Raw genomic sequence first — 22,397 nt, 5'->3', positions numbered from 1 at the left:
CAACTGCATACTATCTATTTGACGTTATGTGAGCGCGGCCGTTCACTGGAGTCATGAACAGCAACGCGAACCTCGACAACGACATCGCCCTCCTCCCCGGCGTGACCGCGGCCCTCGAAGCGGCCGGCCGCGTCCTGATCGATCGCTTCGGCACCCGCCCGGACTTCGTCGACCGCGCGGACGTCGTCCGCGCCATCGCCGACAACGACACGGCCGCCCTCGCCGTCATGCGCCCGGCCCTGGAGGCCCTGCGGCCCGGCGCCGGCTGGGCGGAGGACGAGCTCGAGAGCGGCCCGCTGCCCGCCGGCGAATGGTGGGTGACGGATCCCGTGGAGGGCAACATCAACCACATCCACGGGATGACCGACTGGGGCGTCACCGCCACGCTCGTGCGCGACGACGTCCCCGTCCTGACCGTCGTTCTCCTTCCCCTCAGCGGCGACACCTACACGGCCGTCCTCGGCGGCGGAGCCTTTCTGAACGGGACGCCGATCGCCCCTTCTGCCAAGACGCGCCTCGACGCGGCGCTGGCGGGCACCGGCCAGGCGTCGCCTCGGGAGACGGCCGACACGTTCGCGACGATCGCGCGCTCCACCGAGGCGATGCTGAACGCCGGCCTCGTGCTGCGCGTCTCCGTCCCGGCGACGCTGCAGCTGATCCAGGTCGCCGCCGGGCGCACGGACGTGTTCTGGCAGCACAGCGCCGTCCGGTCCGGCCTGGTCTCCGGCGCGCTCCTCGTGAGCGAGGCCGGCGGCGCCGTCTCCGACCTCCACGGCGACGCCTGGACCCTCGACAGCACCGACTTCCTCGCCACCGCCCCGCGCCTGCACGACGAGGCGGTCGCCGTCCTCTCCCCGCTCGCCTGAGCACCCGAACCCGCTCGACCCCGACCAGAAAGCAGATCCCCATGTCCTCCATCGCCATCCTCGGAGCCGGCCGCGTCGCCTCGGCCCTCGCCACCGCTCTCGCCGCCGCCGGCCACTCCGTCATCGTCGGCACCCGCTCCCCCGCCGTCCCGGACTGGCTGACCGGCGCGATCACGCACGCCGACCTCCCGGAGGCGGCCGCCTCCGCCGACATCGTGATCAACGCGACCCCCGGCGAGACCTCGCTCGAACTCCTGTCGGGCCTGCGCTCCGAACTGACCGGCCGCATCCTGATCGACGTCTCTAACGCCGTCGAGCGCGGCCGGGACGGTCTGCCGGGCACGCTCACCTACCCGAACTCGAGCCTGGCCGAGAAGCTGCAGGAGGCGCTCCCCGACACGAAGGTCGTCAAGACCCTGAACACCATGCTGTTCACCGTCATGACGGCGCCGCAGATCCTGAGCACCCCGGCGACGGCGTTCGTCTCGGGAGACGACGCCGACGCCAAGGCGACGACCATCGGCCTGCTCGCCGACCTCGGCTGGACGGCGGACGCCGTGCTCGACCTCGGCGGGATCCGCACCGCCCGCGGCCCCGAGGCGATGATCCTCTTCGTGCCCGACCTGCTCGCGGCACGCGGCTTCGCCCCGTTCGCGATCACCGTCGCCGCCTGAGCCCGCGCCCCACGACTGCGGTCCTGCGGTACGTCCGCGCCCGCTCGCCCGACCGCGAACGTACCGCAGGGCCGCAGACGCCCGTCCGCCCGCCCGCCCGTCCGCCCGTCCGTCCGCCGCGCACGGCGCTTGCCGCGCGCGGCGTTTCGGCGCATCCTGTTCCCGTGGGACGAGATGGCGCGTAAGACGCCTCCGCGCGAGCAGACCGCGACGCCGCATCCGTGGCGGCGCGTGGCCGTGTGGGTCGCTGCGACCGCGGGCGCGGCCGTGATCGGTCTGGTCGTCACCGGAGTCGTCCAGTCGGGCGAGCACTGGTTCGCCGGAGCGACGACCTCCGGCCCGCCGGTCGCCGTGCATACCGACACACAGCCGGGCCTCGACGATGTGAGCCTGCCCGCCGGCCAGTCCCTCTCGCCTTCGGACGTGAAGACGTTGTCGGCGATGGATGTGCGCCACGAGGACGCGTGGCTCGTCGCCCATAAGCACGGCGTGGTCGCCAACGGCACGGAGGAGGCGCTCGCGGTGACCGGCAACCGGCAGGACCCGGTCCGCATCGTCGGGATGTCCATCACCAGCGAATGCAAGACGCCCTCGCGTGGGACGATCGTGCGGCAGGCCACCGGCCGCGGGGACGGCGTCAACTCGGAGAGCATGACCTTCTACCCGCAGGAGAGCGATCCCGGCCCGTTCGCGTTCTCCGCCGACGGCATCAGGAAGGACTACTTCCCCGCCCGGACGATCGTGCTGAAGCAGGGCGAGCAGGTCGTGATCGACGTGGACATCGTGCCCGGCCGCATGGATAGCGATCCCACCGACCCCACCGCCGTCCGCGTCTGCGACGTCGGGCTCAGGATGACCGTCCTGACCGGAGGCACGGAGACGACGGAAGCCGTCCCCGGCGGGCTGAGCGTGATGGACATCGAACCCGACGCCGCCGACGCGGACTACGGCCGCGCGTATGTCGGCACCGGCCTCTGCGACGCCTTCTACGCCGCACCGGCGGGCTGGAACGGCGATCCCGCCACGGCCTGCGGCCCTGGCCATGTCACGTATTGAGCGCGCTGGCCGCGGCCCGGGCAGCACCGACCTCAGCGCGGCCGCACCCCCGGCACCAGCGGCAGCACGGCCGCGAGCGCGACGAACGCGGTCGCGACCAGGAACGGCCCGAACGTTCCCCCGCTCTGACCCGCGAATCCCGCGACGGCGGTCCCCGCCGCCCCGCCCACGAGCCCGGCGGTGTTGAGCCAGCCGAACGCCTCCGCGGACTCGCCCTCGCCGAGCGACTCCGAGACCATCGCGTACAGCGTGGCGAGCGAGGGAGCGTAGCCCAGGCCCGAGAGGAACATGACGGCGAACAGGGGCAGCAGCGCCGTGATGAGCCCGGCCGCGGCCGTCGCGGCGGCCATCCCGGCCAGGATCAGCGCGAGCGTCCGCGGCCCCAGGCGCCGGTGGCCGAGCGCGAAGCCGCCGACCAGCGAGCCGAGGCTCGCGATCGCGATAGCAACGCCGACCAGCGGCCCCTCGTCGGCGAACCGGGTCACGAGCGCGATCTCCAGCGCTCCGAAGGACGCGACGAGCCCGAAGCTCGCGGCGACCGCCAGCCGCATCGACCGCACGGCGAGCACACGGCCGAACGGAGCGCGGTTGCGCTCGAGCCGCAGCCCGCCGAGGTGCGGGCTGAGCAGGAACCACAGGGTCCCGACGATCGCGACGCCCGCCGCGAGGAGCAGCGGGAAGGCGGTGGACACGGTGGTCGCCAGGAGGGTCGCCGCCACCGGTCCGAGGATCCAGATCAGCTCCTGCGCCGACGTGTCCAGCGCGAAGAGCGCGGGCACGCTCTCCTCCGGCGCCAGCCGCGGGTAGAGCGCTCGGACGACGGGCATGAGCGGAGGCACCGTCACGCCGATCACGAGGCCGAGCGCGATGAGCAGTGGAGGCTGCGGGCCGCCGAGCGCGAGCACCAGCATCGCCGCCGCGTTCACCGCGGCGAGCGCGGCGACCGTCGCCCGGACGCCGAGCCGCGCGGCCAGCCGGCTGGTCAGCGGCATGGCGACCGCCTGCCCGACGCTCAGGCAGGCGACCACCACCCCGGCCATGGCGTACGAGCCGGTCAGCCGCTCGACGTGCAGCAGCACGGCGAGGGACAGCATCCCGAGCGGGAACCGCGCGAGCAGCTGCGCCGCGGTGATGCGGGCGATACCGGGCAGACGGACGAGGTCGAGGTACGCGCTCACCCCGTCACTTGCCCACGCCGCCCGCGAGACCGCGGACGAAGTAGCGCTGGCAGACGAAGAACAGGATCACCATCGGGAGCGCGGCCATCACCATCCCGGCGAAGACCACGGGGTACTGCGTGCCGTTCTTCGACATGAGGTCCGCCAGGCCGACAGGCAGCGTCTGCACGCCCGTGCCCGAGGTGAACACCATCGCGAAGAGGTACTCGTTCCAGTTCTGCAGCACGTTGAGCACGATGGTCGTGATGACGATGGGCATGCTCATCGGCAGGATGATGCGCCAGAACGTGGCCGCCCGCGAGGCGCCGTCGATCGAGGCGGCCTCGTCGACCTCGCGCGGCAGGTCGAGCATGTACGCGCGCATCAGGAACACGGTGAACGGGATGCGGAACGCCGTGTAGAGGATGAGCAGGCCGAGGAACGAGTCGTACAGCCCCATCCCCTGGAACATCTTGACGAGCGGGATGAGCGCGACCGTCGGCGCCAGCATCAGGCCGGCGAGCACCAGCACGGTGAAGGTGCGGTTGAGCGGGATGCTCACCCGGGTCAGGCCGTACGCCGCCCACGCGCTGATCAGCTCGGTGATGAGCGTCGCGAGCACGGTCAGCGAGACGCTCGTGAACACGAAGTCGCCGACGCCCTGCCGCCACGCCGTCGCGAAGTTCTGCCAGATCGGCGACGCCGGCAGCGCGAACGGGTTGGTGAACAGCTCGGCGTTCGTCTTGAGCGCGTTCGTCACCATCCACAGCAGCGGGTAGAGCACCACCACGGCGAGCACGACCAGGAGGGTCCACATCGCCGCGACGCGCACGCCGCGGCCGAACCGGGCCAGGACTACCATTCCACTCTCCTCTTGCGCGAGTACGCGAGCTGCGCGACGGCGAGCACCAGCGTGATGACGAAGATCGCGACGCCGATGGCCGCGGCCGAGCCGAAGTCGTTCGTGACGAATCCCGCGTGATAGAGCCACGTGCCGAGCACCTGGCTCGAGTTGTTCGGGCCTCCGCTCGTCATCACCATCACCTCGTTGAAGACCTGGAAGGCCCCGGAGATCGTGACGATCATCATCAGGCCGGTCATCTCGCGCACGAGCGGCAGGGAGACGTCGAAGAAGCGGCGCACCGGCCCGACGCCGTCGAGCTGGGCCGCCTCGTACAGCTCCTGCGGGATGCGCTGCAGCGCCACCGAGAACAGCAGCACGCTGTAGCCGAACCCCTGCCACTGGCTCATCGCGATGATCGCGAAGATCGCCGTGCCCTCGTGCCCGAGCCACGCCTGCGAGAACTGACCGAGGCCGACGTTGTCGAGGAAGACGTTGAGCAGCCCGGTCTGCGGCTGGTAGACGAAGTAGAAGAGGAGGCCGGCGACGGTCAGCGAGATCGCCGACGGGATGAAGTAGATCGCCCGGAACGCCTTGCGCCAGCGCTCGCTGCGCACGCTCTCCACGATGGCGGCGAGGACCAGCGCGCCGAAGACCTGGAAGACGATCGAGAGCCCCGCGTACCAGGCGTTGTTGCCGAGCGCCCGCCAGAAGACCGGGTCGCCCGCGAGGTTCGTGTAGTTCTCGGTGCCGACGAAGGTCTGCTCGCCGCTGTAGATGTTCCACTTCAGGAAGCTGAAGAGGATGTTCTGCAGCAGCGGCCAGTAGACGAACACCGCCAGCACGGCGAGGGCGGGGATCAGCCACACCAGGCCGCGCCAGCTCGGCGCGCGCCGGCGACCGGAGCCGGGGGCCCCGGTCGCGGGGGCTGTGCCGCCGCGCTCGAGACGCGGCCGCACGGGAGCGGGCGGGGCCTGGGTGGTGGTCATTTCGCCTTCTCGGCGGCCTGACGCACGGCCTTCAGCGCCGCATCCGGAGTGAGGCTGCCCGAGACGAGGCCCTCGGACGCCGCCACCCACGCGTCGGCGACGTCGGGCACGTTGGCCATGTCGAGCCAGACGAAGGTGGTCTTCGCGTCGTTGACGAGCTTCGTGCCCTCGGCGACCGCCGCCGTGGCGTTCTGGTCGGTGACCGCGCCCTTCACGGCGCTCGGCTGACCGTACGGCGGCGAGGAGAGGGTCGTGGCGTTCTTCTGGTTCGTCGCGAACTTCATGAAGTCGAGCGCGAGGGCGGCGTTCTTGCTGCGCTGGTTGATCATGTAGCCCTCGGGAGCGGCCTCCAGCGTCCCCGCGTCGCCCTTCGCCGACGCCGGTGCGGGCAGCGGGAAGATCCCGAAGCCGTCGGCGTGCAGCCGGCTGTCGGCGGTGTTCACCGAGTCGAACTCGATGAGCTCCTGGTAGTACATGGCGGCCTTGCCCGTCGCCTGCTGCTGCTGCGCGGTCGTGTAGGTGACGCCGTTGGAGTTGGACGCGTCGCCGGTGCACTCGGTCACGAGCTGCTGGAACTGCTTCATGCCCTCCGCGTAGCCCGGGTCGGTGTACTTCGCGGTCTTCGGCGTGAGGTCGGCGTCGAGGGCCGAGCGCGGCACGTCGTAGGCGAAGAGCTGGCCGAGGTAGTGCAGGCCGGGCCAGCCGTCCTTGTTGCCGAAGGCGATGGGCACGTAGCCGGCGACCTTGATGGTCGAGCAGTCCGAGATCAGCTCGTCGAAGCTGGTCGGGACGCTCAGGCCGAGGTCCGCGAAGATCTTCGTGTTGTATCCCATGAACTTCGCGTCGTTGTAAAGCGGGACGCCGTAGTACTTGCCGTCGTACTTGAAGGCGTTCAGCGATCCCTCGCCGAAGGTGTCGCCCCAGGTCGTGCCGGGCGCGATCACCGAGCTGAGGTCGGCGGCGAGTCCGTTGAGGGCGAAGTTCTCACCCCAGTTCCCGGCGTAGCTGAAGTAGATGTCGGGCAGCGACTGCGACCCGATCAGGACCTTCTCCTTGTCCTTGATCGCGTTGTCGTCGGTCTCCTGCGCCAGGGTGATCTTCACCTGGGGGTGCTCGGCCTTGTATGCGGCCACGACGCCCTCGAAGTACGAGCTCATGGGGTCGCCCGCTCCCGCGGTCAGGATGCTCAGGCTGCCCGAGTAGTCGGGCTTGGCCGCGATGTCGGCGGCCGCGGTGCCGCCTCCGCCGGACGAGCACGCCGTCAGCGCGAGCGCCAGGACGCCCATAGCCGCCACCGTGATGGTTCTGGTCTTCTTCACGCTCATCTCCCGTCGTCCGGGTCGTGCGGAGGATGCCTGCCGCCGGACCCGTCTTTGGATCGGTTGGACCGGTCGCTCCGGACCGGTTGCGATGACTATACGGGAAATTGGTACCGGTATCAACATTGGATCAGGTTTTGGGGATACCGGCCCGGCCGATGGGCTATGCGGCGGGCGGCGCGACGCTCTCGCGGGCGACGAAGTCGGCCTCGAGCACGTGCGTCGCCGTCGGCGCCTCGCTTCCGCCGACGCGCGCCAGCAGACACTCGGCGGTGAGCGCGCCGAGCTGGTGCATCGGCTGCGCCACCACCGACATCGGCGGCGTCATCACGCTCGCCCACGAGCTGTCGTCGAAGCCGATCAGCGACACGTCCTCCGGACAGCGCAGCCCCCGCTGCCGCAGCGCGCGCAGCGAGCCGGTGAGCGCGTCCGTCTCCGTGGCGAAGATCGCGGTCGGCGGATCCGAGAGGGACAGCATCCCGAGCACCGCGCGCGTCGCCTGCGACTCGTTCTTGAGCACGTGGGTCACGAGGGAGGTGTCGAAGGGGATGCCCGCGCGCTCCAGCGCGTCGAGGTAGCCGAGCAGCCGCTCGCCGTCGCTCCACAGCGCGTTGTCGATGATGCGTCGCAGATCGTCGGCGTCGGCCGCGGGCTCGGTGGTCACCGGGCCCCACACGAACCCGATGCGGCGGTGGCCCTGGTCGATCAGCGAGGCCACGGCCTCCCGCGACGCTTCGCGGTTGTTGATGACGACGGCGTCCGCGTCCACCGCGTCGACCAGACGGTCGAGGAGCACGAGCGGGATCTCGCGCTTGGCGACGATGTCGAGGTGCGGCAGCGGATCGGTGCGGCCCGCCGCCGGCGCGAGCGCGATGCCGTCGACCTGCTTGTCGACGAGCACCTCGATCGCGGCCTCCTCGAGCTGCAGGTTCTCGTCCGTGCTCAGCACGATGACGTCGTAGCCGGCCGTGCGGGCGGCGTCGCTGAAGCCGCGCAGCACGCCCGCGAAGAACGGGTTGCCGACGTCCGCCAGCACCAGGCCGAGCGTGCGGGTCTCGCCGGTGGTCATGCTCCGGGCGATCGAGTTGGGCCGGTAGCCCAGCTCCTTCGCGACGGCCAGGATGCGGTCCCGGGTCTTCGGGCTCACCGAGCCGTAGCCGCCGAGGGTCCGGGCGACGGTCGCACGACCGACTCCGGCGGCCTCCGCCACCTCCGAGATCGTCGGCGACGGCGTCCGCTCGCGCTCCGTGGACATCGCCACCCCTTCCTTGTCGCGGGGCGGCGTCCGCGTCATCCGAGCTCGACGGCCGCCACTCCTCCGATCGGGCCGACGGCCTCGACGGCGCCCTCGCTGTCGCGTCCGTGGCCGAACGCTCCCTCGACGGTGCACTGCCGTGCCGCGAACTGCGCGGCCCGGCGCATGGACCGGTGCAGGGCCACGCCACTGGGCCGCTCGTTCCTGCGCCAGCCGGATCGCAGCAATTCAACCACGAACGCCGCGAGGTAGGCGTCGCCGCAGCCCATCGTGTCGACGAAGGGCCCCGGCACCGGCGCCGAGTCGGAGTAGTAGTAGGCGTCGCCGTCGAACAGCACCGCCCCCGCCGCCCCCTGCGTCCCCAGTACGAGTTTCGGGCCGTGGGAGGCGATGCGCCGCAGTTCCGCCCAGACCTCGGTGCGCGTGAGGTCGCCGCACGAGACGAGCGCCAGGTCCACCCAGGGGCCGACGGCGTCGAGGTATTCCGTGGTTCGGAACTCCGGCTCCGTCGAGAAGTCGTACGACCGCAGCACCCGCGTCGGCGCCAGCTTCGGCAGCTCGGCGACGGACGCCGAGTACGCGCTCGAGTGCACGAGTGAGAAGCCGGCGGCGTACCGCACGTCGTCCGCATCCAGCTGCAACGGATCGCTGATCGTGACGCCGCCCTGGTTCCAGCCGAGGAACCTCCGCTCCCCCTCCACCGTCTCGATCTCGGTCACCCCGTTCGGCCCGGGGCGCACCGGGGAGCGCGAGGTGTCGACCCCGCAGTCCTCGATGGCGCCCCGGACGAAACGGCCGCGCTCGTCATCGCCGAACACCCCCAGGTACGCCGCCTCGGCGCCGAGTTGCCGGGCGAACACGGCGACGTTCACCGCGTTGCCGCCCGGGTACTCGATGCCGCGGTCGACGAACCGGTCGACGATGTTGTCCCCGAAGCCGAGGACGCGCAGGTCGCTCATCGCATCCCGCTCAGTACTCGACGACGCGGTAGTAGCGGCGCAGGTCGAGCGAGTGGTCGCGTGCCTGCGCGAGGTGCTTGCTGAACCGGTCGACGACGGCGTCCGCGACCATCGGCGAGAGCAGTCCGCGGAACTCGTCGCTCACTCCCGGCAGCGCGTAGTCCTTGGTGTCGATCACCGTCACGTCGTCGCTGTAGGTGGTCGCGAACGAGTGGACGCGGTCCATCAGCGGCCGGGTCTCGTCCTCGCCCACGAAGAGCAGCAAGCTGGTGTCCTTCTCGATCAGCTCCAGCGAGCCGTGGAAGAACTCGGCGGCGTGCACACGGGTCGTGCGCAGCCACTGCATCTCCTCGAGGATGCACATCGAGTAGAGGTAGGTGAACCCCCACAGGTTCCCCGAGCCGACGAGGAAGTGGTAGTCCGTCTCCGCGTGCTTCTGCGCGAACGCCTGGCCGACCGCGTCGGCCTGCGTGGTGACCGCGACCAGGGCCTCCGGGATGTAGTCGAGGTCCTGCACCAGGCGGTCGTAGCCCTCGAACTCGCCGCGGGCGGCGAGGAACGCGGCGCCGAACAGCAGGAACTGCACGTCGAAGGGCCACGCCTTCGGAGCCGAGAGCAGCACCTCGTCGACGGCGGTGGCGATCGGGCTCTCCGGGTAGCCGGTGAAGCCGATGGTCAGGGCGCCCTTCTCGCGGGCGAACTCGACGCAGTCGAGGATGTCCTCGGTCGTGCCCGATACGGAGGCGAAGATCGCCACCGAGTCCGGTCCGAACTGCGGGTCCGGCGCAAGGACGAACTCCTTGCCGATGACCGTGCGCACCGGGAAGTCGGAGCGCGTCTGGAAGAAGCGCTCGTACGGCAGGGCCGCGGCATAGGTGCCACCGGCGCCGATGAAATAGATGTTCTTCCAGTGGCCGGCCTGGATGCGCGCGACCAGCTCCTCGATCTGCGGCCGGAGCGCCACGGTGCTCCTGACCTGCTCCAGGAATTCCTCTTCATTGAAGCCCAGCATCTGTCTCCCTCCACCGACCCACTTATTGGTACCGGTATCAATGTGTCTCAATGGTGGCATGGATGGGAGGTGGAAGCAAGGCGTGGCCTCCTCCGTTCGTCCTCGCTACGCTTGGCGCCCGCGCACGGAGTGAGACAACTCTCGGCTCGAGAGTGCGACGAACGTGAGTGGGCCCGGGATACGCCAACTGGACCCCGGTTACAAGCCGTGCGAATCCGCGGCCGCAGACGATGGTCGCGACTCCCAGCGCGGCGCTGACCGCGACGACTGTGGGAGCATCCGGTCCGAGGGGGCGAAGATCGGTCCCCCGGCGCCTATGGGGCCACCGCCAAGAGGCGGCTTGAGACTGCTGTGCGTTCTCAGAGGGTTTGCTGTACTCCACCGTGATTGTGCCGCTAGTCCGGCTAATGGGCGCGCCGTTGAGGCCGGACGTGCGGGCCCCTGGGGTGAGGCCGGCGTTGGTGGCGTAGGTGTCGAGTTCTCGGAGGGTGGTGACTCGGCTGGTTTCGCTGACAAATCGGGTCGTGCCGTTGTCGATCCAGCAGTGGTCGATGGTCCAGGCTTCGTGGTCCAGGGTGGAGAAGCTGACGAGGGCTCGTTTGCCGTCGGGGTAGGGCACCGAGTAGGTGATGTCCGTGCGGGGACCGTGCATCGATTGCACGAATTCAGCGTTGTGGGTTTCCACAATGAGCGTTCCGCCGGGCCTCAGCGCCTTCGCGGCGTTGACGAAGACGCGAGCTTGATCGTCCGGTTTCGTGATCATCGAGATGGTGGCGCACACGCACAGGATGATGTCGTAGTCGACGCCGTAGTGGTCGTAGACGATGTCACCGCGCGTGCCAGTGACGCGGCCGGCGGTGTCGGCGTCCTCGAGTTGGGCGAGCATCTCGGTGCTGATGTCGATGCCGTGATACTCGACGGGTTGGCCGCCTTCTGCAAGTCGTTCCGCCAAGGGCAGGGCGACGCGGCCGGTACCCACGCCCAGCTCGAGCACGCGTTTCCCGCCGCCGACGTGTCCAGAGAGCCACGCGAGTTCGCCTGGACCGATCGTCGTCCGGGGGAAGATCGTGTCGTAGATGTCGGCGAAGTCGGCGCCGTAGTGGAGGTACGAGGGCGTGGTGCTTGCGGTCATGAGTCTCCATTTGAAGATAGAAGGAATTGAGTTGAATTCGGGGGTTACCGTCCGCGCGGCCCGCGGCACGTCGCTCCTGCGTACTTGCCCGGGGCTGATGGTGAGCGTTTGGCTCGATGTTTCTGGCATGCTCGAACGATCGCGCCTGCCGTGTATCCGACCAGCGCGGCGAGTCCCTCGCGCCATAGCGGGCCTGGCCATCCGATCAGGATCGAAGCGGTGATGGTGAGCAGACTGGCGGCGATGAAGGCAGCGAAGGGGTACTTGATACTTGCTGGGGTTCGAGCCCATTCGTCGCGTCGAATGAGGTCAGAGAAGTAGCCCATCGCGCCCCCTTTCGCTCGCCGGAGACTCGCCGGCAGTGGGAGGAGGCGTTGGCGGTGTCTTATCCAGCTGATGAGCCTTCGAGATGAACAGAATCTCGGGATCGACCGACTCGTCGTAGCCGCCGTGGAGCGTCACGAGGAACTGGACGGCAGCGATTTCGGGGTCCTCTCGTTCGCGGGCCAACCGTAGGACATAGTCGCGTAGGCCGATGTAGGCGGGCCCTGTTTCGATCGCATCGACGTCCCGCTCCTGGATGAGCGGGAGGAGGTCGCTGGTCATGTCGAAGATGGACTTCCTGAGTCTGCGCTGAGGAGCCCAGATGTTGTCGAGGAGGCTGCGCTTCTGTGGCTCGATCGTGTGCATCCAGGGTGTAGGTTGACCGTCGCAGCGGATGAATCGATGAAGCGGTTCGTAGTCGTGTATGGCCGGTCGTGGTGCGAAGAAGCTCCACATTGGTATCAAGGCTGCGGAGTCTTTTGCCCGGATCCGCGCGTATGCTCCTCCGGGCATTTGCTGGAGCACGGTGATGGTCAGCATGGATGCGGCAACCCCGACGACGGTCGCTAGCGTGATGCCCTTATGCCGCACCATGTACCGGCCTGCCCTTCAAGAAGTCGATGGTGATGTTGGCCAGGTCAGCTGCGAGGTGCGGCATGGCGATCATCGAGTCGTGCTTGCCGTCGACGACGACGAGATCCAGGTCCGCGTGAGAGGGATCGCGCGTGGCCTCGACGAGCTCCTCCTGGTGCTTTCGTTGGTCGTCGAGTTCGACCGTCGCCTTGGACGCGACGACGAGGCAGGGGATCGGGGTCGTGAAGAGTGTGATCGGCTGGTCGGGCAGCGATCGGAGCAGCGCCGCGTACTCCCGCTGTGCGGCACGCCACATGCGGTGGTTGCGCTCCTGAGCTACCGCTCTTTTCCTTGAGTGAGCGGGGAGGTAGCGGGTGGGGGGAGTGCCCGGATTGAGCGGGCCGAGCCCAAACGACGTGATCCTTCGCTGTGTGGCGAACGCGTCAAGGAGCTTTCGTTGCTCCTTCATGGACAGTGAGCCGTCGGTGAACTGGTTAATGTTCGTGCTGTCAATGAGGACCAACGCATCGACGTAGCCGGGATACCGGTTTACGAGGAGGCGTGCGATTTCCCCGCCCATCGAGTGGGCGGCGATGACCAGGCGCTGGTCTGGTAGTCGCAGATGGTCGATGAGCGATTTGAGGTCGTCGACCGCGGCGTCTAAGTTCCACTCGGCTTCACGTTGTGGGGAGAGTGTGCTTGCGCCGTAGCCAGCGCGCTCATACGCGACGACGCTGAAGTCCGTCTTCTGCGTGAGCGAGTCGGCGTACCACTGATACATCTCGATCGACGCGGCCAATCCTCCTTCGAAGACGACGAGCGTGTCACCGACGCCGGAGCGGCCCTGGTAGGCGAGGGTGTTGCACGAAGAAGCGGTGATCTGTTCCCAGCCGAGAGGAAGCTCACGTAGCGAAAGTGATCGAGCGACGTTTGCCACCGCTAGCCCACCGATCGCTACTGCGCTCGTTGCGACCGCAGTGCGCGGGACGTCTCCCGCCGGCCTGTGGACCTGGAGGCCAGGGTGAGCAACGTAGTTGATGGCCGGGTGCACACCGGCGAATGCCCATGCGAACCGGCCCAGTCCCATCGCGTAGCCGTTCACCAGGTGAAAGGCGATTGCTGAGGCGGAGTAAAGACGCGTGATCGCCGGCGCCGGAAGGAGCGCGAGCGGATAGCTCACCTCCCAGGCAACGGTGCCCCATGTCGCGGATTTTGCGAGTTTCGGGTGTCGGTCGAAGAATTTCCAGAGTCGTTCATGGCCGTATCCCTGCGTGCGGAGGACGCCCGTGATGGCGCTTCCTTCGCGCCATTCCTTCCCGAAGAGCTTGGCCACGCCGGCGACTGCGTAGGAGAGGGTTCCCTGCAACGCCGTGTACCACAACGCGGCATCTTGAACGCGTGGGTTGGTCGAGAGACGCGCTATCGCGGCAGGAGCAAGGATCTGCGTTGTCGCTTGATCTGCCCCATCGGAGCCGTAGCGGTTGTAGAAGGCCAGAAGGCCCTCGGAGACCGCTAGCTGCGCGCCCGCTATGCCTCGGATGATGTGGGCTGCGCGAGATTTTGGGGTGGGGGCGACGGTTAGGAGAGTTCCGGCCAGGACTCGGCTGGAGTGCAGGGCGACTAATGCCCACTTGCGATCGAGCGCCCGGAAGATCGCGCGCCCGATCACGGTCTTGCCGGGGTCCTGGCGGTTGATCTTTGACGCGCGTCGGACACCGTCATCGTTGAGTTCTCGATGGTCGGCTAACGCCTCCAGGCTGCTCACGGCACAGCTGAAGCCGGCGAACCGCTCACCAGTGGTGAGGGCTCGCCGGCGACGTGCACCGGAGCTCATGTCGGCAGAATTACGGAAATACAACACGACTCCGATGCTCAGTGTTCAGCCACCGCGAATGACGTTCTTGACCATCTCGCCCACGAACCATCCTCCTTGGAGGGCGCCAAAGGCCATGGCAAGAGTCGGGGTAGCCAGGACCGCCGCGTCAGGCTTCCGCGTGATCGTCATCCGCTCCAGGGAGACACCCGCGCCCGACGTCTGGTCTTCGATTGCTTGTAGCAGCATGTCAGTCGTGTCCTAGCCGAAGCACTTGTTGAAGACCGTGTACATGCCGAAGCCGATCGCGGCAAACGCCACAACCGGACATGCGAGAACGGGGGCGCTTTCGCTGGGCATGACCTGAACTCGAGACCCTCCCGCGGTGCTTTTCGCGTTGGCGTTGACGTATCCGAGTACGTTGCTCATCTTGTAGCTCCTTTTCATTCCGGTGCCGATCAGGCGGACCGCACCGGTTCGTATGACTTCGTTGTGATTCGTGGATGAAGGGCTAGCCATGGCCGAGGCGGACCGCGGGGGCTGCCATCTGAGGTTGTGGCGGACACCGAATTCCTTTCGCTGTGGTCTACGCGGGGCGGGAGATGAGGTCTTTGACGCGGAGTCTTTGGTCGTACTGGATGACGCCGAGTTGGAACGCGGCGATCGCCAGTCGCAGGATCAGCGCGCCGATCACGAACAAGCCGATCGCGATAAGGGCCCCGGCCCAGGGGTTGAGCGCTCCGGTCGCGTTCAGGAGCAATGCGGTCATGGGTGCAGTGAACGGGAAATAGGTCAGGATCGCCACGACGGGGCTGTCAGGTGTCATGAGGATGGTGGTGATGAAGTAGAGCGGCGCGATGGTGACGATCACGACGGCGCTGTAGAACGGCGCGGCATCTTTGGCCGACGGCATGGCTGCCCCGATCAGGACCAAGACAGCGGCAAGGGTGAGCAGACCGCCCATGAGGAGTGCGAGCCCAAGCCCGACGCGCACGGGGTCCACGACGATCGTGTCGATCCCGAGGAAGCTGAGGTCTACGGTCGGTGCGGCGGCAGCGTAGAGCAGCACCCCGGTGATGACGAAGATCCCGATCTGTACCAGACCCAGCAGGGCGAGGGCGAGGATCTTGCCCTGGATGAGGGCGCGGGCGGGGAGGGAGACGAGGATCATCTCGCTGATCCGGTTTTCCTTCTCCTCAACGGCGGAGTTCAGCATCTGGTTGCCCAGCAGTGAGACGATCAGGATCAGCAGTACGGCGAGCAAGGCGGGCAGGATCATTGCGGAGATCCCTCCGGAGGGTGCACCGTCGGTGTAGGCGTGGATCGTCGTTGCCGGCGTCGTTCGAACCAGTTCTGCGGTGCTCGGGTCGAGGGTGCTGTCGATGCTGAGGGTGAATAGTTCACGGGCGAGGGTCGTGTAATCACTGTTGCCGAATGGGCCGCGGTCAGCCGCGTGGATCTCGACAAGCTCCGTGCTGGGGTTGGTTGGATAGTGGAGGTATGCGGTGAGCTTCCCGTCCTTCGTGCGCTCTTCCGCGTCCGAGCCCGCCGGGCGCCCTCCCAGACGCGCCGCTGCGGCCTCGGAGATGATTCCCGAGTCGTCTGAGTATTCGAAGCTGACGGGCTCCGACGTCTCGGGGGTGGAGGTGCCCGCCCAGGTCATCACGGCGATCATTGCCGCCATCAGAGCGGGAAGAAGGAGGGCGGCGATCCAGAACTGTGGCCGGCGGATTGTCCTGGTGAGTTCGAACCGGGTGACGATACGGACCTGATTGGCGCTCATGCGTAGACCTCCTCGTTGGCAGCGCCATAGAGGCTGACGAACACCTGATCCATCGACACCCGTTTCGGTTCATACGCAACCGGACGTGCATCGCCGGCGACCAGGGCAGCAAGGATGCCCTCATCCGTCGCGCCAGCGCTCGGAAGGAGCTCGACGACGTCGCCGACGCGACGTGCAACGGTGTAGAGCGGCGACTCCGGCAGTTCTCCCAGCAGTCGAGTCGCGATCGTTCGGGCGCCGTGGGCGTCCTGGATCTCCTGGATCGTCCCGTACGCTGCCGCGCACCCTGCTCGCAGCAGGAGTGCACGGTCACACAGCCGCTCGACTTCGTCCATGTTGTGGGTGACGAGGATCACGGTCGCTCCCGCCGCCTTGCGTTCGGCGATCAGATCCATCAGCAGCTGTCGATTGACCGGGTCCAACCCCTTCGCGGGCTCATCGAGGATCAGCAGGCCCGGGTCGCCCATGATGGCTACGCCCAGCTGGACCTTCTGTTGCTGACCGCCGGAGAGCTTCTCCAGTCGCATCCGTGCCCGGTCAGCGAGCCCGACGCGCTCCAGGTAGGTTTCCGACCAGGCGCGGGCCTCCTTGCGACCCAATCCCTTGATCTCGGCGAAGTACGTCATCACGTCGAGGACGGTGTCCTTGCGATACAGACCGCGCTCCTCTGGGAGGTAACCCACCCGCGCGCGAGCTCCTGGACGGAACGTCTGGCCATCGATGAGCAACTGGCCCCCGGTGGGCTGCAGCATTCCGAGTAGTGCGCGCAGCGTCGTGGTCTTGCCGGAGCCGTTGCTGCCGAGAAATCCGAAGGTTTCCCCGGACGCGACCGAGAACGAGAGATCATCTATGAGCACTCGGTCCCCGAAAACCATCCGGAAATTCGAGACGTCTACTCGCATACAGCCCCTCGCCTTTGATTGCCGTTCCACAGTCCAGACCGCGATCGTGTCGCGTGTGCCAGCATGTCCGGATCGCTTTTCGAGCGTATGAGCCTTCGGATCTCACACGGGGGCAGACTGGCGATTCTGCAGTACCGGTCAGCGTCCGGTTAAGCAGTTGAGGCACGGCCTGCGTAGTCACGGCCATGGTTTACGCGTCCCGCACACAGAAGGTGGAGCACAGCCTGGACCGAGCTCAGGTGTGAGGTGACGCCGGCTTCAGGTCCGCGTCGATCCGAGTGCCGGCGCGGCCAGATTGAAGTGGGTGCGGAGCGCGTCGAGGGCGGCGAGGTGGCCGACCATGCCGTGGACACCGGGGCCTGGGGCTACGGCACTGGAGCAGTGGTAAACACCGCGGACGGGTGTGCGCCAGGGCGCGGGGTGGAGAGTAGGGCGCCTGGCGAACGCAAGCCCCCGGGTGGTGCCGGCGAGGATGTCTCCACCGATCAGGCTCGGGTTGAGCGCTTCGAGTTCGGCGGGGCGCGTGGCTGTGATGGACAGGATCACGTCGCGGGCACCAGGTGCGAACTCTTCGATCCGGTCGAGGATCTGCTCCGTCATGTCGAGGGGGCAACCCGCGGGGACGCGAGTGTACGCCCAGGCCGTGTGGCGGCCGCGTCCGCGGGACGGGTCTACGACGGTGGGTTGTGTGAGCATTACAAAGGGCTTTGCGGGCAGGCGGCCGGCGGCCACCTCGCGTTCCGCGTGCCGGAGCTCAGCTGCTGGGCCGCCGAGGTGCACGGTCGGGGACTGCCTCACCTCCTGGTTCAACCACGGCAGCGGCTCCGACAGAAGCAGGTCGAGCTTGAACACGCCAGGTCCAGGGAAGAGCGTCCTGCGAGCTCGCGTTCGTCGACCGGGGCCTGTGGCGAGTATTCGCTCGGCGTCTCGGGCGGAAGTCGCCAGGAGGACGACGTCCGCTGGCGGCAGATCGTCCCAGTGGCGGACGGGCCGCTGGAGGTGCAAGACGCCTCCGTGTGCGCGAAGGTCAGCGACGAGAGCATCGGCCAGGCGCCCCGCCCCACCGATCGGGAGCGGCCATCCGCTCGTGTGCGCGAGGACGCCGAGCACCAGACCCACGCTGGCGGAGCTCGCCCCGCCGAGTGGCGCACCGGAATGAGCGGCCACGCCGGCGAACAGTGCTGCCGCGCGACCATTCGATGGGCGGGGATGACCGAGCAGGGCCCGCACGATTCCCTGCGCCATGGGCAGCGCAGTCCACGGCTTGAGGGCGGTGCGTAGGACGGGCTGGGTTGCAACGGCACTGACTTGGATGGGGTGGTCGACAGCGATCGAGAAGAGTCGCCGCCACGCGTCTCCGTCAGCGCCGAGCGAGTCGATCGTGCGTTCAAGGTCGCGGTAGGCGATGGTGGCGGCGCCGCGCGGGAGCGGGTGGGCGTAGGAGATATCCGGTGTCACGTATGGGACCCGTTCGAGGGCCGCCCATTCTGTGAAGAAGGGCGAAGCGGCAACGAAAGGATGCACGGCAGACCCCAGGTCGATCACTGCTCCGGTCTCGCCGAACTCCGTCGACCGCAGAGCACCGCCGTAGTCGGCGGTCGCCTCGAATACCTCGACCGGGACTCCTGCTCGAGCGAGCGTCACGGCCGCAGCCAAACCATTCGGGCCGCTTCCAACCACCACAGCATTCATATCGTGCAGAGGTTACATTGAACATCTGCTCATACGATATGAGAATTCCCGCTGGCACCTGCGCTTGCCCGCTGGGTCGACGGGCACTCGAGGACCTGGAAACGCTGATCCCCGCGATCGGCCTCACGTCGGTCGATGATGTCGAGGCCCTCTACGAGACCTTCTATCCCGGCGATGAGCTGACAGCGCGGACGGCCACCATCATCCAGGCCGTCCTCGACCAGGACGCCCCGAAGCCGGCTGCCCCGGCGCGCCCCGATCTCGGATAGCGACGCCGGGGCAGCCCTGTGGAGCTACTTCTGCAGCACCGGCTTCCACGCACCCGTCGCGACAGCGTCGTCCTGTGCGTCGGCGCCGAACCGGTCGAGGCGGAACGTCTCCAGGACGGGCGACGGTGTTCCGGTGAGGATCTCCTCCGCGGCGAGCTCGCCCAGCGCGAGGCCGAGGGTCGCGCCCGAGTGGGTGAACAGGGCGTACAGGCCCGGGATCGACGGCACCGGTCCCGCGACCGGCTCGCCGTCGCCGGGGATCGGCTTCAGGCCGGCGCCGACGCGTGCAGCGGTGAGCGTCGGGTGCCCGGCGAGGACCTTCGACGCCTCCTCGAGAAGGCCGGCCACCGACTCCTCGGGCACGGTGATCGTGCCGTCGTCCGCGACGGAGGTCGACTGCTCGGCCCAGTCCGCGTCGAGCACGAGACGCCCGTCCGGGGTCGGCCGCACGGCGACGCGCGGGGTGTTGAGCACCGTGGTCACCCCGGCATCCACGGGCTCGGTGAACACCACGAAGGCGGTCGGGGTCGCGTCCGGGACGGTCACGCCCAGAGCGGCGAGCTGCGCGGGGACGCCAGGCCCCGTCGCGAGCACGACGTGGTCCGCGGCCAGCCGGGTGCCGTCCGCCAGGATCACTCCGGCCGCGGCTCCGTCGACGACGTCGACCCGCGCCTGCCCGGCATGCTCGACGACCGTCGCACCGTCCGCCACGGCCTCCGCGATGAGCGCGGCGATGAGGTCGGGCAGACTCACCCACCCCTCCCCCGCGTTGAAGATGGCGCCTTCCTCGGCGACGGACGCGGGGTCGACATCCGGCGCGAACCGCGCGATCTCGCTGCGGTCGACCCAGATCGAGTCGTAGCCGTTGGCCCGCTCGAAGGCGAAGGTGTCGCGGAAGCTCTCGCCTTCCCCGGCCCACTTGAGCGCGCCGTCGAACCGGAGGTACCCCTGGCTGTCGGGGTGCTGCTCGCGCCAGGTGCGGTAGCGGTCGAGCGCGATCAGCCGCAGGTAGTGGTACTCGGGGGTGCGATCGCCGGAGGAGTTCAGCCACGCGATCGAACGACCGGAGGCGCCGTCGGCGAGGGACCCCGCCGTGACGAGCGTCACGTCGGCGCCGCCCCTGGCCAGCTGGGCGCACGTCGAGGCGCCGAGGATCCCGCCGCCGATGACGACGACGCGGGGACGGATGGATGCGGTGGTCATGGTGCTCACTTTCGGTTCCAGGTGTGGATGGTGTCGATCAGTTCGAGGACGGCGAGACTGTCCCGCGGGTCGACGGGGAGCGGCGAGCCGCCACGCAGCGACCCCGCGAGCCGGCGGTAGAAGTCGGCGTAGTCGCCCGGTTCGAGCGGCAGGCCGTCGTGGTGGGCGTCCGTGCCGAGACGGGCGGTCGTGCCGGCGACGCCGAGCCGCGGGTCCCCCGGACGCATCCCGGCGCCGAGCTGATCCTCCTGCGGGTCGAGCCCCCACGAAAGGAATCCGCCAAGGGATCCCAGGGCGCGGAAGCGCGGGCCCGAGAGCGGTGCCACCGCGCTCATCCAGAGGTGGCTCGTGGTCCCGGAGTCGTGGTCGAGCACGACGAAGACGTCGTCCTCGGCCGCTCCTCCGCGACGGTTCCGGACCTCGGCGTGCGCGACGGCGGCCGGCCCGAACAGCAGGAGGGCCTGGTCGATCAGGTGGGCGCCGAGATCGAGCAGCACGCCACCGCCGTCCCCCGCCGCGGTGGTCGCCTTCCAGGAGTCGCCGGCGGAGGGCATCCACCACTCGAACCGCGACTCGAAGCGCCGGACGTCGCCCAGCGCACCCTCCGCGACGAGCCGGCGCAGCGTCACGAAGTCGCCGTCCCAGCGGCGGTTTTGGAAGACGGTGAACGGGACGCCGACCGCGTCGGCCCGCTCGATCAGGGCCCGGCCGGACGCGGCGTCGGGGCTGAACGGCTTGTCGACCACCGTCGCGATCCCGGCATCGATCGCCGCGGTCGCGTGGGCGACGTGGAGCGGCGTCGGCGAGGCCACGACCACGAGGTCGAGTCCGGGATGCGCGAGCAGCGCCTCCACGTCGGCGACGGCGATCGCGCCCGGGTGGTCGGACGCGAGGCGGTCGGCCTGCGACGTCACGACGGCCGCCAGCTCGAAGGCGGGGTCCGCCGCGAGGAACGGGGCGTGGAACACGCGCCCGGCGACGCCGTAGCCGATCAGTCCGACCCGGATCGCATGCCCGTCGCTCACAGCACCTCCGACAGGAAGCGCTGGAGCCGCGGGCTCTGCGGCCGGTCGAACAGGTCGTCGGGGCGGCCGGCCTCCACGACGCGACCTTCGTCCATGAAGACCACCTGGTCGGCGACCTTGCGGGCGAAGTTCATCTCGTGGGTGACGACGACCATGGTCATCCCCCGGCGGCCGAGGTCGGCCATGAGGTTGAGGACGCCCTTCACGAGCTCGGGGTCGAGCGCGCTGGTGACCTCGTCGAACAGCATGACCTCCGGCTCCATGGCGAGCGCGCGGGCGATGGCGACGCGCTGCTGCTGACCGCCGGACAGGTCGCGCGGCCGGTGGTCCATCCGCTCGCCGAGGCCGACCTCGGTCAGGCGCTCCTCCGCGATCCGCTGGGCCTGCTCCCGGGGAAGCTTCTTCACCGAGCGCAGCGCCAGCGTGACGTTCTGGAGGGCGGTGTGGTCGGGGAAGAGGTTGAAGTGCTGGAAGACGAGCCCGATCCGCCGACGGAGGGTGTCCGGCTTCGTCCCGAGGATGCTCTCGCCGCCGAGCCGCACGTCGCCGCTCTTCGGCTCGTGCAGACGGTTGACGCCGCGGAGCATGGTCGACTTGCCCGAGCCCGACGGGCCGATGACGCAGGTCGTGGTGCCGGGGGCGACGGCGATGGAGACGCCGCGGAGCACCTCGATGTCGCCGTACGCCATGGTCAGGTCGACGAGCTCGAGGGACGAGCCGCGCAGGTCCGCGCGGGTCTGCGCGGGCAGAGGAGAGGTGTAGGTCATGTGTTGCTCCCGAGGGTGATCGGCGCAGGGGTCTGCACCTCGTCCAACTCATCCAGACCGCTCTTGGGCGGGGCCGGCCGGCGGCGCCCGGTGCGGAACCGGTTGTCGAAGTGGTTCACGACATGGGTCAGCGGAACCGTGATGACCAGGTAGAAGAGTCCGGCCAGCACCAGCGGCGACAGGTTGCCCGTCAGCACGGCGGCGTCCTGCCCGACGCGGAACAGCTCGCGCTCCCCGACCAGCAGGCCGAGGAAGTAGACGAGGCTGGAGTCCTTGACGATGGCGATGAACTGGTTGACCAGGGCGGGCAGCACCCGGCGGATGCCCTGCGGCACCACGACCAGGCGCATCGCCTTGCCGTAGCTCAGGCCGAGCGCCCGGCACGCCTCCAGCTGGCCGCGCTCGACGCTCTGGATGCCGGCGCGGAAGATCTCGCCGATGTACGCGGCGGCGATCAGCGACAGCGCCAGGATGCCCAGCGGATAGGGCGACGGCCCGAAGATCGACTGCGAGAACCGTGCGAAGCCCTGCCCGATCAGCAGGATGGTGAGGATCGCGGGCAGGCCGCGGAACACGTCGGTGTAGATGCGCGCGGGGATGCGCAGCCAGCGCGACGTGGAGATCCCCATGACGGCGAGGACCATGCCGAGCACGACGCCCAGCACGGTCGCCGCGGCGGAGATGATCAGCGTGTTCACCAATCCGACGGTCAGCAGCTGCGGGAAGACCTGCAGCATCGACGGGATGTCGAAGAAGGTGTGCGAGATGGTGTTGAGCCAGTCCATG

At 68.5% G+C, this 22,397-nt stretch carries 22 protein-coding genes; 4 read left to right on the top strand and 18 right to left on the bottom strand.

The window, feature by feature from the left end; all coding sequences use genetic code 11:
* The first annotated feature begins 53 nt into the window (after positions 1-53).
* The 3 genes from HNR14_RS12515 to HNR14_RS12505 all read left to right on the top strand — a co-directional run bounded on the left by HNR14_RS12515 (position 54) and on the right by HNR14_RS12505 (position 2,596).
* Entirely contained in the window at positions 54-866 is an 813-nt protein-coding gene (locus HNR14_RS12515) for an inositol monophosphatase family protein (protein WP_179701324.1), read from the top strand.
* Positions 782-1,540 carry an NADPH-dependent F420 reductase gene (locus tag HNR14_RS12510; RefSeq protein WP_281371365.1) on the top strand — a complete coding sequence of 253 codons (759 nt, stop codon included), beginning with the start codon at positions 782-784 and terminating at the stop codon, positions 1,538-1,540. Before HNR14_RS12515 ends, HNR14_RS12510 begins: the two co-directional genes overlap by 85 nt.
* Before the next feature lie 174 nt (positions 1,541-1,714).
* Positions 1,715-2,596: a hypothetical protein gene (locus tag HNR14_RS12505; RefSeq protein WP_179701322.1), complete on the top strand. Its 882-nt coding sequence runs from the start codon at positions 1,715-1,717 to the stop codon at positions 2,594-2,596.
* A 32-nt stretch (positions 2,597-2,628) separates the two neighbouring features.
* Here the strand turns inward: HNR14_RS12505 and HNR14_RS12500 are convergent, their stop codons facing one another.
* The 14 genes from HNR14_RS12500 to HNR14_RS12435 all read right to left on the bottom strand — a co-directional run bounded on the left by HNR14_RS12500 (position 2,629) and on the right by HNR14_RS12435 (position 18,347).
* A complete protein-coding gene (locus tag HNR14_RS12500) occupies positions 2,629-3,774 on the bottom strand; it encodes an MFS transporter (protein WP_179701321.1) in 1,146 nt (381 codons plus the stop codon).
* A gap of 4 nt (positions 3,775-3,778) precedes the next feature.
* A complete protein-coding gene (locus tag HNR14_RS12495; RefSeq protein ID WP_179701320.1) occupies positions 3,779-4,615 on the bottom strand; it encodes a carbohydrate ABC transporter permease in 837 nt (278 codons plus the stop codon).
* Positions 4,609-5,583, bottom strand: a complete 975-nt coding sequence (locus HNR14_RS12490; RefSeq protein ID WP_179701319.1) for a carbohydrate ABC transporter permease — start codon at positions 5,581-5,583, stop codon at positions 4,609-4,611. The genes HNR14_RS12495 and HNR14_RS12490 overlap by 7 nt, the downstream gene beginning before the upstream one ends.
* Complete coding sequence (locus tag HNR14_RS12485; protein ID WP_179701318.1) at positions 5,580-6,908, bottom strand: ABC transporter substrate-binding protein; 1,329 nt, start codon at positions 6,906-6,908, stop codon at positions 5,580-5,582. The genes HNR14_RS12490 and HNR14_RS12485 overlap by 4 nt, the downstream gene beginning before the upstream one ends.
* A gap of 157 nt (positions 6,909-7,065) precedes the next feature.
* The gene (locus tag HNR14_RS12480; RefSeq protein WP_179701317.1) at positions 7,066-8,157 is read right to left on the bottom strand and encodes a LacI family DNA-binding transcriptional regulator; all 1,092 of its coding nucleotides are present in this window, start codon (positions 8,155-8,157) and stop codon (positions 7,066-7,068) included.
* 35 nt (positions 8,158-8,192) lie between these two features.
* Complete coding sequence (locus tag HNR14_RS12475; RefSeq protein WP_246311565.1) at positions 8,193-9,116, bottom strand: PfkB family carbohydrate kinase; 924 nt, start codon at positions 9,114-9,116, stop codon at positions 8,193-8,195.
* Positions 9,117-9,126: 10 nt separating this feature from the next.
* Positions 9,127-10,128 carry an SIS domain-containing protein gene (locus HNR14_RS12470; protein WP_179701316.1) on the bottom strand — a complete coding sequence of 334 codons (1,002 nt, stop codon included), beginning with the start codon at positions 10,126-10,128 and terminating at the stop codon, positions 9,127-9,129.
* A gap of 37 nt (positions 10,129-10,165) precedes the next feature.
* Entirely contained in the window at positions 10,166-11,260 is a 1,095-nt protein-coding gene (locus HNR14_RS12465) for a class I SAM-dependent methyltransferase (protein WP_179701315.1), read from the bottom strand.
* Positions 11,261-11,569: 309 nt separating this feature from the next.
* The gene (locus HNR14_RS12460; protein ID WP_179701314.1) at positions 11,570-12,124 is read right to left on the bottom strand and encodes a hypothetical protein; all 555 of its coding nucleotides are present in this window, start codon (positions 12,122-12,124) and stop codon (positions 11,570-11,572) included.
* A 40-nt stretch (positions 12,125-12,164) separates the two neighbouring features.
* Complete coding sequence (locus tag HNR14_RS12455; protein WP_179701313.1) at positions 12,165-13,922, bottom strand: alpha/beta fold hydrolase; 1,758 nt, start codon at positions 13,920-13,922, stop codon at positions 12,165-12,167.
* A gap of 309 nt (positions 13,923-14,231) precedes the next feature.
* Positions 14,232-14,399, bottom strand: a complete 168-nt coding sequence (locus tag HNR14_RS12450) for a hypothetical protein (protein WP_155829032.1) — start codon at positions 14,397-14,399, stop codon at positions 14,232-14,234.
* A 157-nt stretch (positions 14,400-14,556) separates the two neighbouring features.
* Positions 14,557-15,753 (bottom strand): ABC transporter permease, encoded by a 1,197-nt coding sequence (locus tag HNR14_RS12445; RefSeq protein ID WP_179701312.1) that lies wholly within the window; start codon positions 15,751-15,753, stop codon positions 14,557-14,559.
* On the bottom strand, positions 15,750-16,628 hold the full coding sequence (locus HNR14_RS12440) for an ABC transporter ATP-binding protein (protein ID WP_179701311.1): 879 nt from the start codon (positions 16,626-16,628) through the stop codon (positions 15,750-15,752). The genes HNR14_RS12445 and HNR14_RS12440 overlap by 4 nt, the downstream gene beginning before the upstream one ends.
* A 285-nt stretch (positions 16,629-16,913) precedes the next feature.
* Positions 16,914-18,347: a phytoene desaturase family protein gene (locus HNR14_RS12435; RefSeq protein WP_246311564.1), complete on the bottom strand. Its 1,434-nt coding sequence runs from the start codon at positions 18,345-18,347 to the stop codon at positions 16,914-16,916.
* Between the two features lie 38 nt (positions 18,348-18,385).
* On the opposite strand from HNR14_RS12435, the gene HNR14_RS12430 reads away from it, so the two are divergent.
* Positions 18,386-18,616: a hypothetical protein gene (locus tag HNR14_RS12430; RefSeq protein WP_179701309.1), complete on the top strand. Its 231-nt coding sequence runs from the start codon at positions 18,386-18,388 to the stop codon at positions 18,614-18,616.
* Between the two features lie 24 nt (positions 18,617-18,640).
* Here the strand turns inward: HNR14_RS12430 and HNR14_RS12425 are convergent, their stop codons facing one another.
* Genes HNR14_RS12425 through HNR14_RS12410 form a run of 4 tightly spaced genes read right to left on the bottom strand, consistent with a single transcriptional unit; the run spans position 18,641 to position 22,396 of the window.
* Complete coding sequence (locus HNR14_RS12425) at positions 18,641-19,819, bottom strand: NAD(P)/FAD-dependent oxidoreductase (protein ID WP_179701308.1); 1,179 nt, start codon at positions 19,817-19,819, stop codon at positions 18,641-18,643.
* Positions 19,820-19,824: 5 nt separating this feature from the next.
* Positions 19,825-20,844 (bottom strand): Gfo/Idh/MocA family protein, encoded by a 1,020-nt coding sequence (locus HNR14_RS12420; protein WP_343064478.1) that lies wholly within the window; start codon positions 20,842-20,844, stop codon positions 19,825-19,827.
* The gene (locus tag HNR14_RS12415) at positions 20,841-21,611 is read right to left on the bottom strand and encodes an amino acid ABC transporter ATP-binding protein (protein WP_179701307.1); all 771 of its coding nucleotides are present in this window, start codon (positions 21,609-21,611) and stop codon (positions 20,841-20,843) included. Before HNR14_RS12415 ends, HNR14_RS12420 begins: the two co-directional genes overlap by 4 nt.
* The gene (locus HNR14_RS12410; RefSeq protein ID WP_021757859.1) at positions 21,608-22,396 is read right to left on the bottom strand and encodes an amino acid ABC transporter permease; all 789 of its coding nucleotides are present in this window, start codon (positions 22,394-22,396) and stop codon (positions 21,608-21,610) included. Before HNR14_RS12410 ends, HNR14_RS12415 begins: the two co-directional genes overlap by 4 nt.
* Between the last annotated feature and the right edge of the window lies 1 nt (position 22,397).

The organism is Leifsonia naganoensis, assembly GCF_013410615.1.
In the GTDB taxonomy this organism is placed as follows: Bacteria; Actinomycetota; Actinomycetes; order Actinomycetales; family Microbacteriaceae; genus Leifsonia; species Leifsonia aquatica.
Note: the sequence above shows the minus strand (reverse complement) of the source record. Positions and strands in the feature narration are given on the sequence as shown.

What these genes read in the sequence shown, in the direction of transcription:
- HNR14_RS12435 (WP_246311564.1), bottom strand. Translation starts at nt 18,347, where the DNA reads ATGAATGCTGTGGTGGTTGGAAGCGGCCCGAATGGTTTGGCTGCGGCC.
- HNR14_RS12495 (WP_179701320.1), bottom strand. Translation starts at nt 4,615, where the DNA reads ATGGTAGTCCTGGCCCGGTTCGGCCGCGGCGTGCGCGTCGCGGCGATG.
- HNR14_RS12485 (WP_179701318.1), bottom strand. Translation starts at nt 6,908, where the DNA reads ATGAGCGTGAAGAAGACCAGAACCATCACGGTGGCGGCTATGGGCGTC.
- HNR14_RS12480 (WP_179701317.1), bottom strand. Translation starts at nt 8,157, where the DNA reads ATGTCCACGGAGCGCGAGCGGACGCCGTCGCCGACGATCTCGGAGGTG.
- HNR14_RS12445 (WP_179701312.1), bottom strand. Translation starts at nt 15,753, where the DNA reads ATGAGCGCCAATCAGGTCCGTATCGTCACCCGGTTCGAACTCACCAGG.
- HNR14_RS12425 (WP_179701308.1), bottom strand. Translation starts at nt 19,819, where the DNA reads ATGACCACCGCATCCATCCGTCCCCGCGTCGTCGTCATCGGCGGCGGG.
- HNR14_RS12460 (WP_179701314.1), bottom strand. Translation starts at nt 12,124, where the DNA reads ATGCTGACCATCACCGTGCTCCAGCAAATGCCCGGAGGAGCATACGCG.
- HNR14_RS12505 (WP_179701322.1), top strand. Translation starts at nt 1,715, where the DNA reads ATGGCGCGTAAGACGCCTCCGCGCGAGCAGACCGCGACGCCGCATCCG.
- HNR14_RS12470 (WP_179701316.1), bottom strand. Translation starts at nt 10,128, where the DNA reads ATGCTGGGCTTCAATGAAGAGGAATTCCTGGAGCAGGTCAGGAGCACC.
- HNR14_RS12430 (WP_179701309.1), top strand. Translation starts at nt 18,386, where the DNA reads ATGAGAATTCCCGCTGGCACCTGCGCTTGCCCGCTGGGTCGACGGGCA.
- HNR14_RS12415 (WP_179701307.1), bottom strand. Translation starts at nt 21,611, where the DNA reads ATGACCTACACCTCTCCTCTGCCCGCGCAGACCCGCGCGGACCTGCGC.
- HNR14_RS12490 (WP_179701319.1), bottom strand. Translation starts at nt 5,583, where the DNA reads ATGACCACCACCCAGGCCCCGCCCGCTCCCGTGCGGCCGCGTCTCGAG.
- HNR14_RS12450 (WP_155829032.1), bottom strand. Translation starts at nt 14,399, where the DNA reads ATGAGCAACGTACTCGGATACGTCAACGCCAACGCGAAAAGCACCGCG.
- HNR14_RS12515 (WP_179701324.1), top strand. Translation starts at nt 54, where the DNA reads ATGAACAGCAACGCGAACCTCGACAACGACATCGCCCTCCTCCCCGGC.
- HNR14_RS12465 (WP_179701315.1), bottom strand. Translation starts at nt 11,260, where the DNA reads ATGACCGCAAGCACCACGCCCTCGTACCTCCACTACGGCGCCGACTTC.
- HNR14_RS12410 (WP_021757859.1), bottom strand. Translation starts at nt 22,396, where the DNA reads ATGGACTGGCTCAACACCATCTCGCACACCTTCTTCGACATCCCGTCG.
- HNR14_RS12440 (WP_179701311.1), bottom strand. Translation starts at nt 16,628, where the DNA reads ATGGTTTTCGGGGACCGAGTGCTCATAGATGATCTCTCGTTCTCGGTC.
- HNR14_RS12475 (WP_246311565.1), bottom strand. Translation starts at nt 9,116, where the DNA reads ATGAGCGACCTGCGCGTCCTCGGCTTCGGGGACAACATCGTCGACCGG.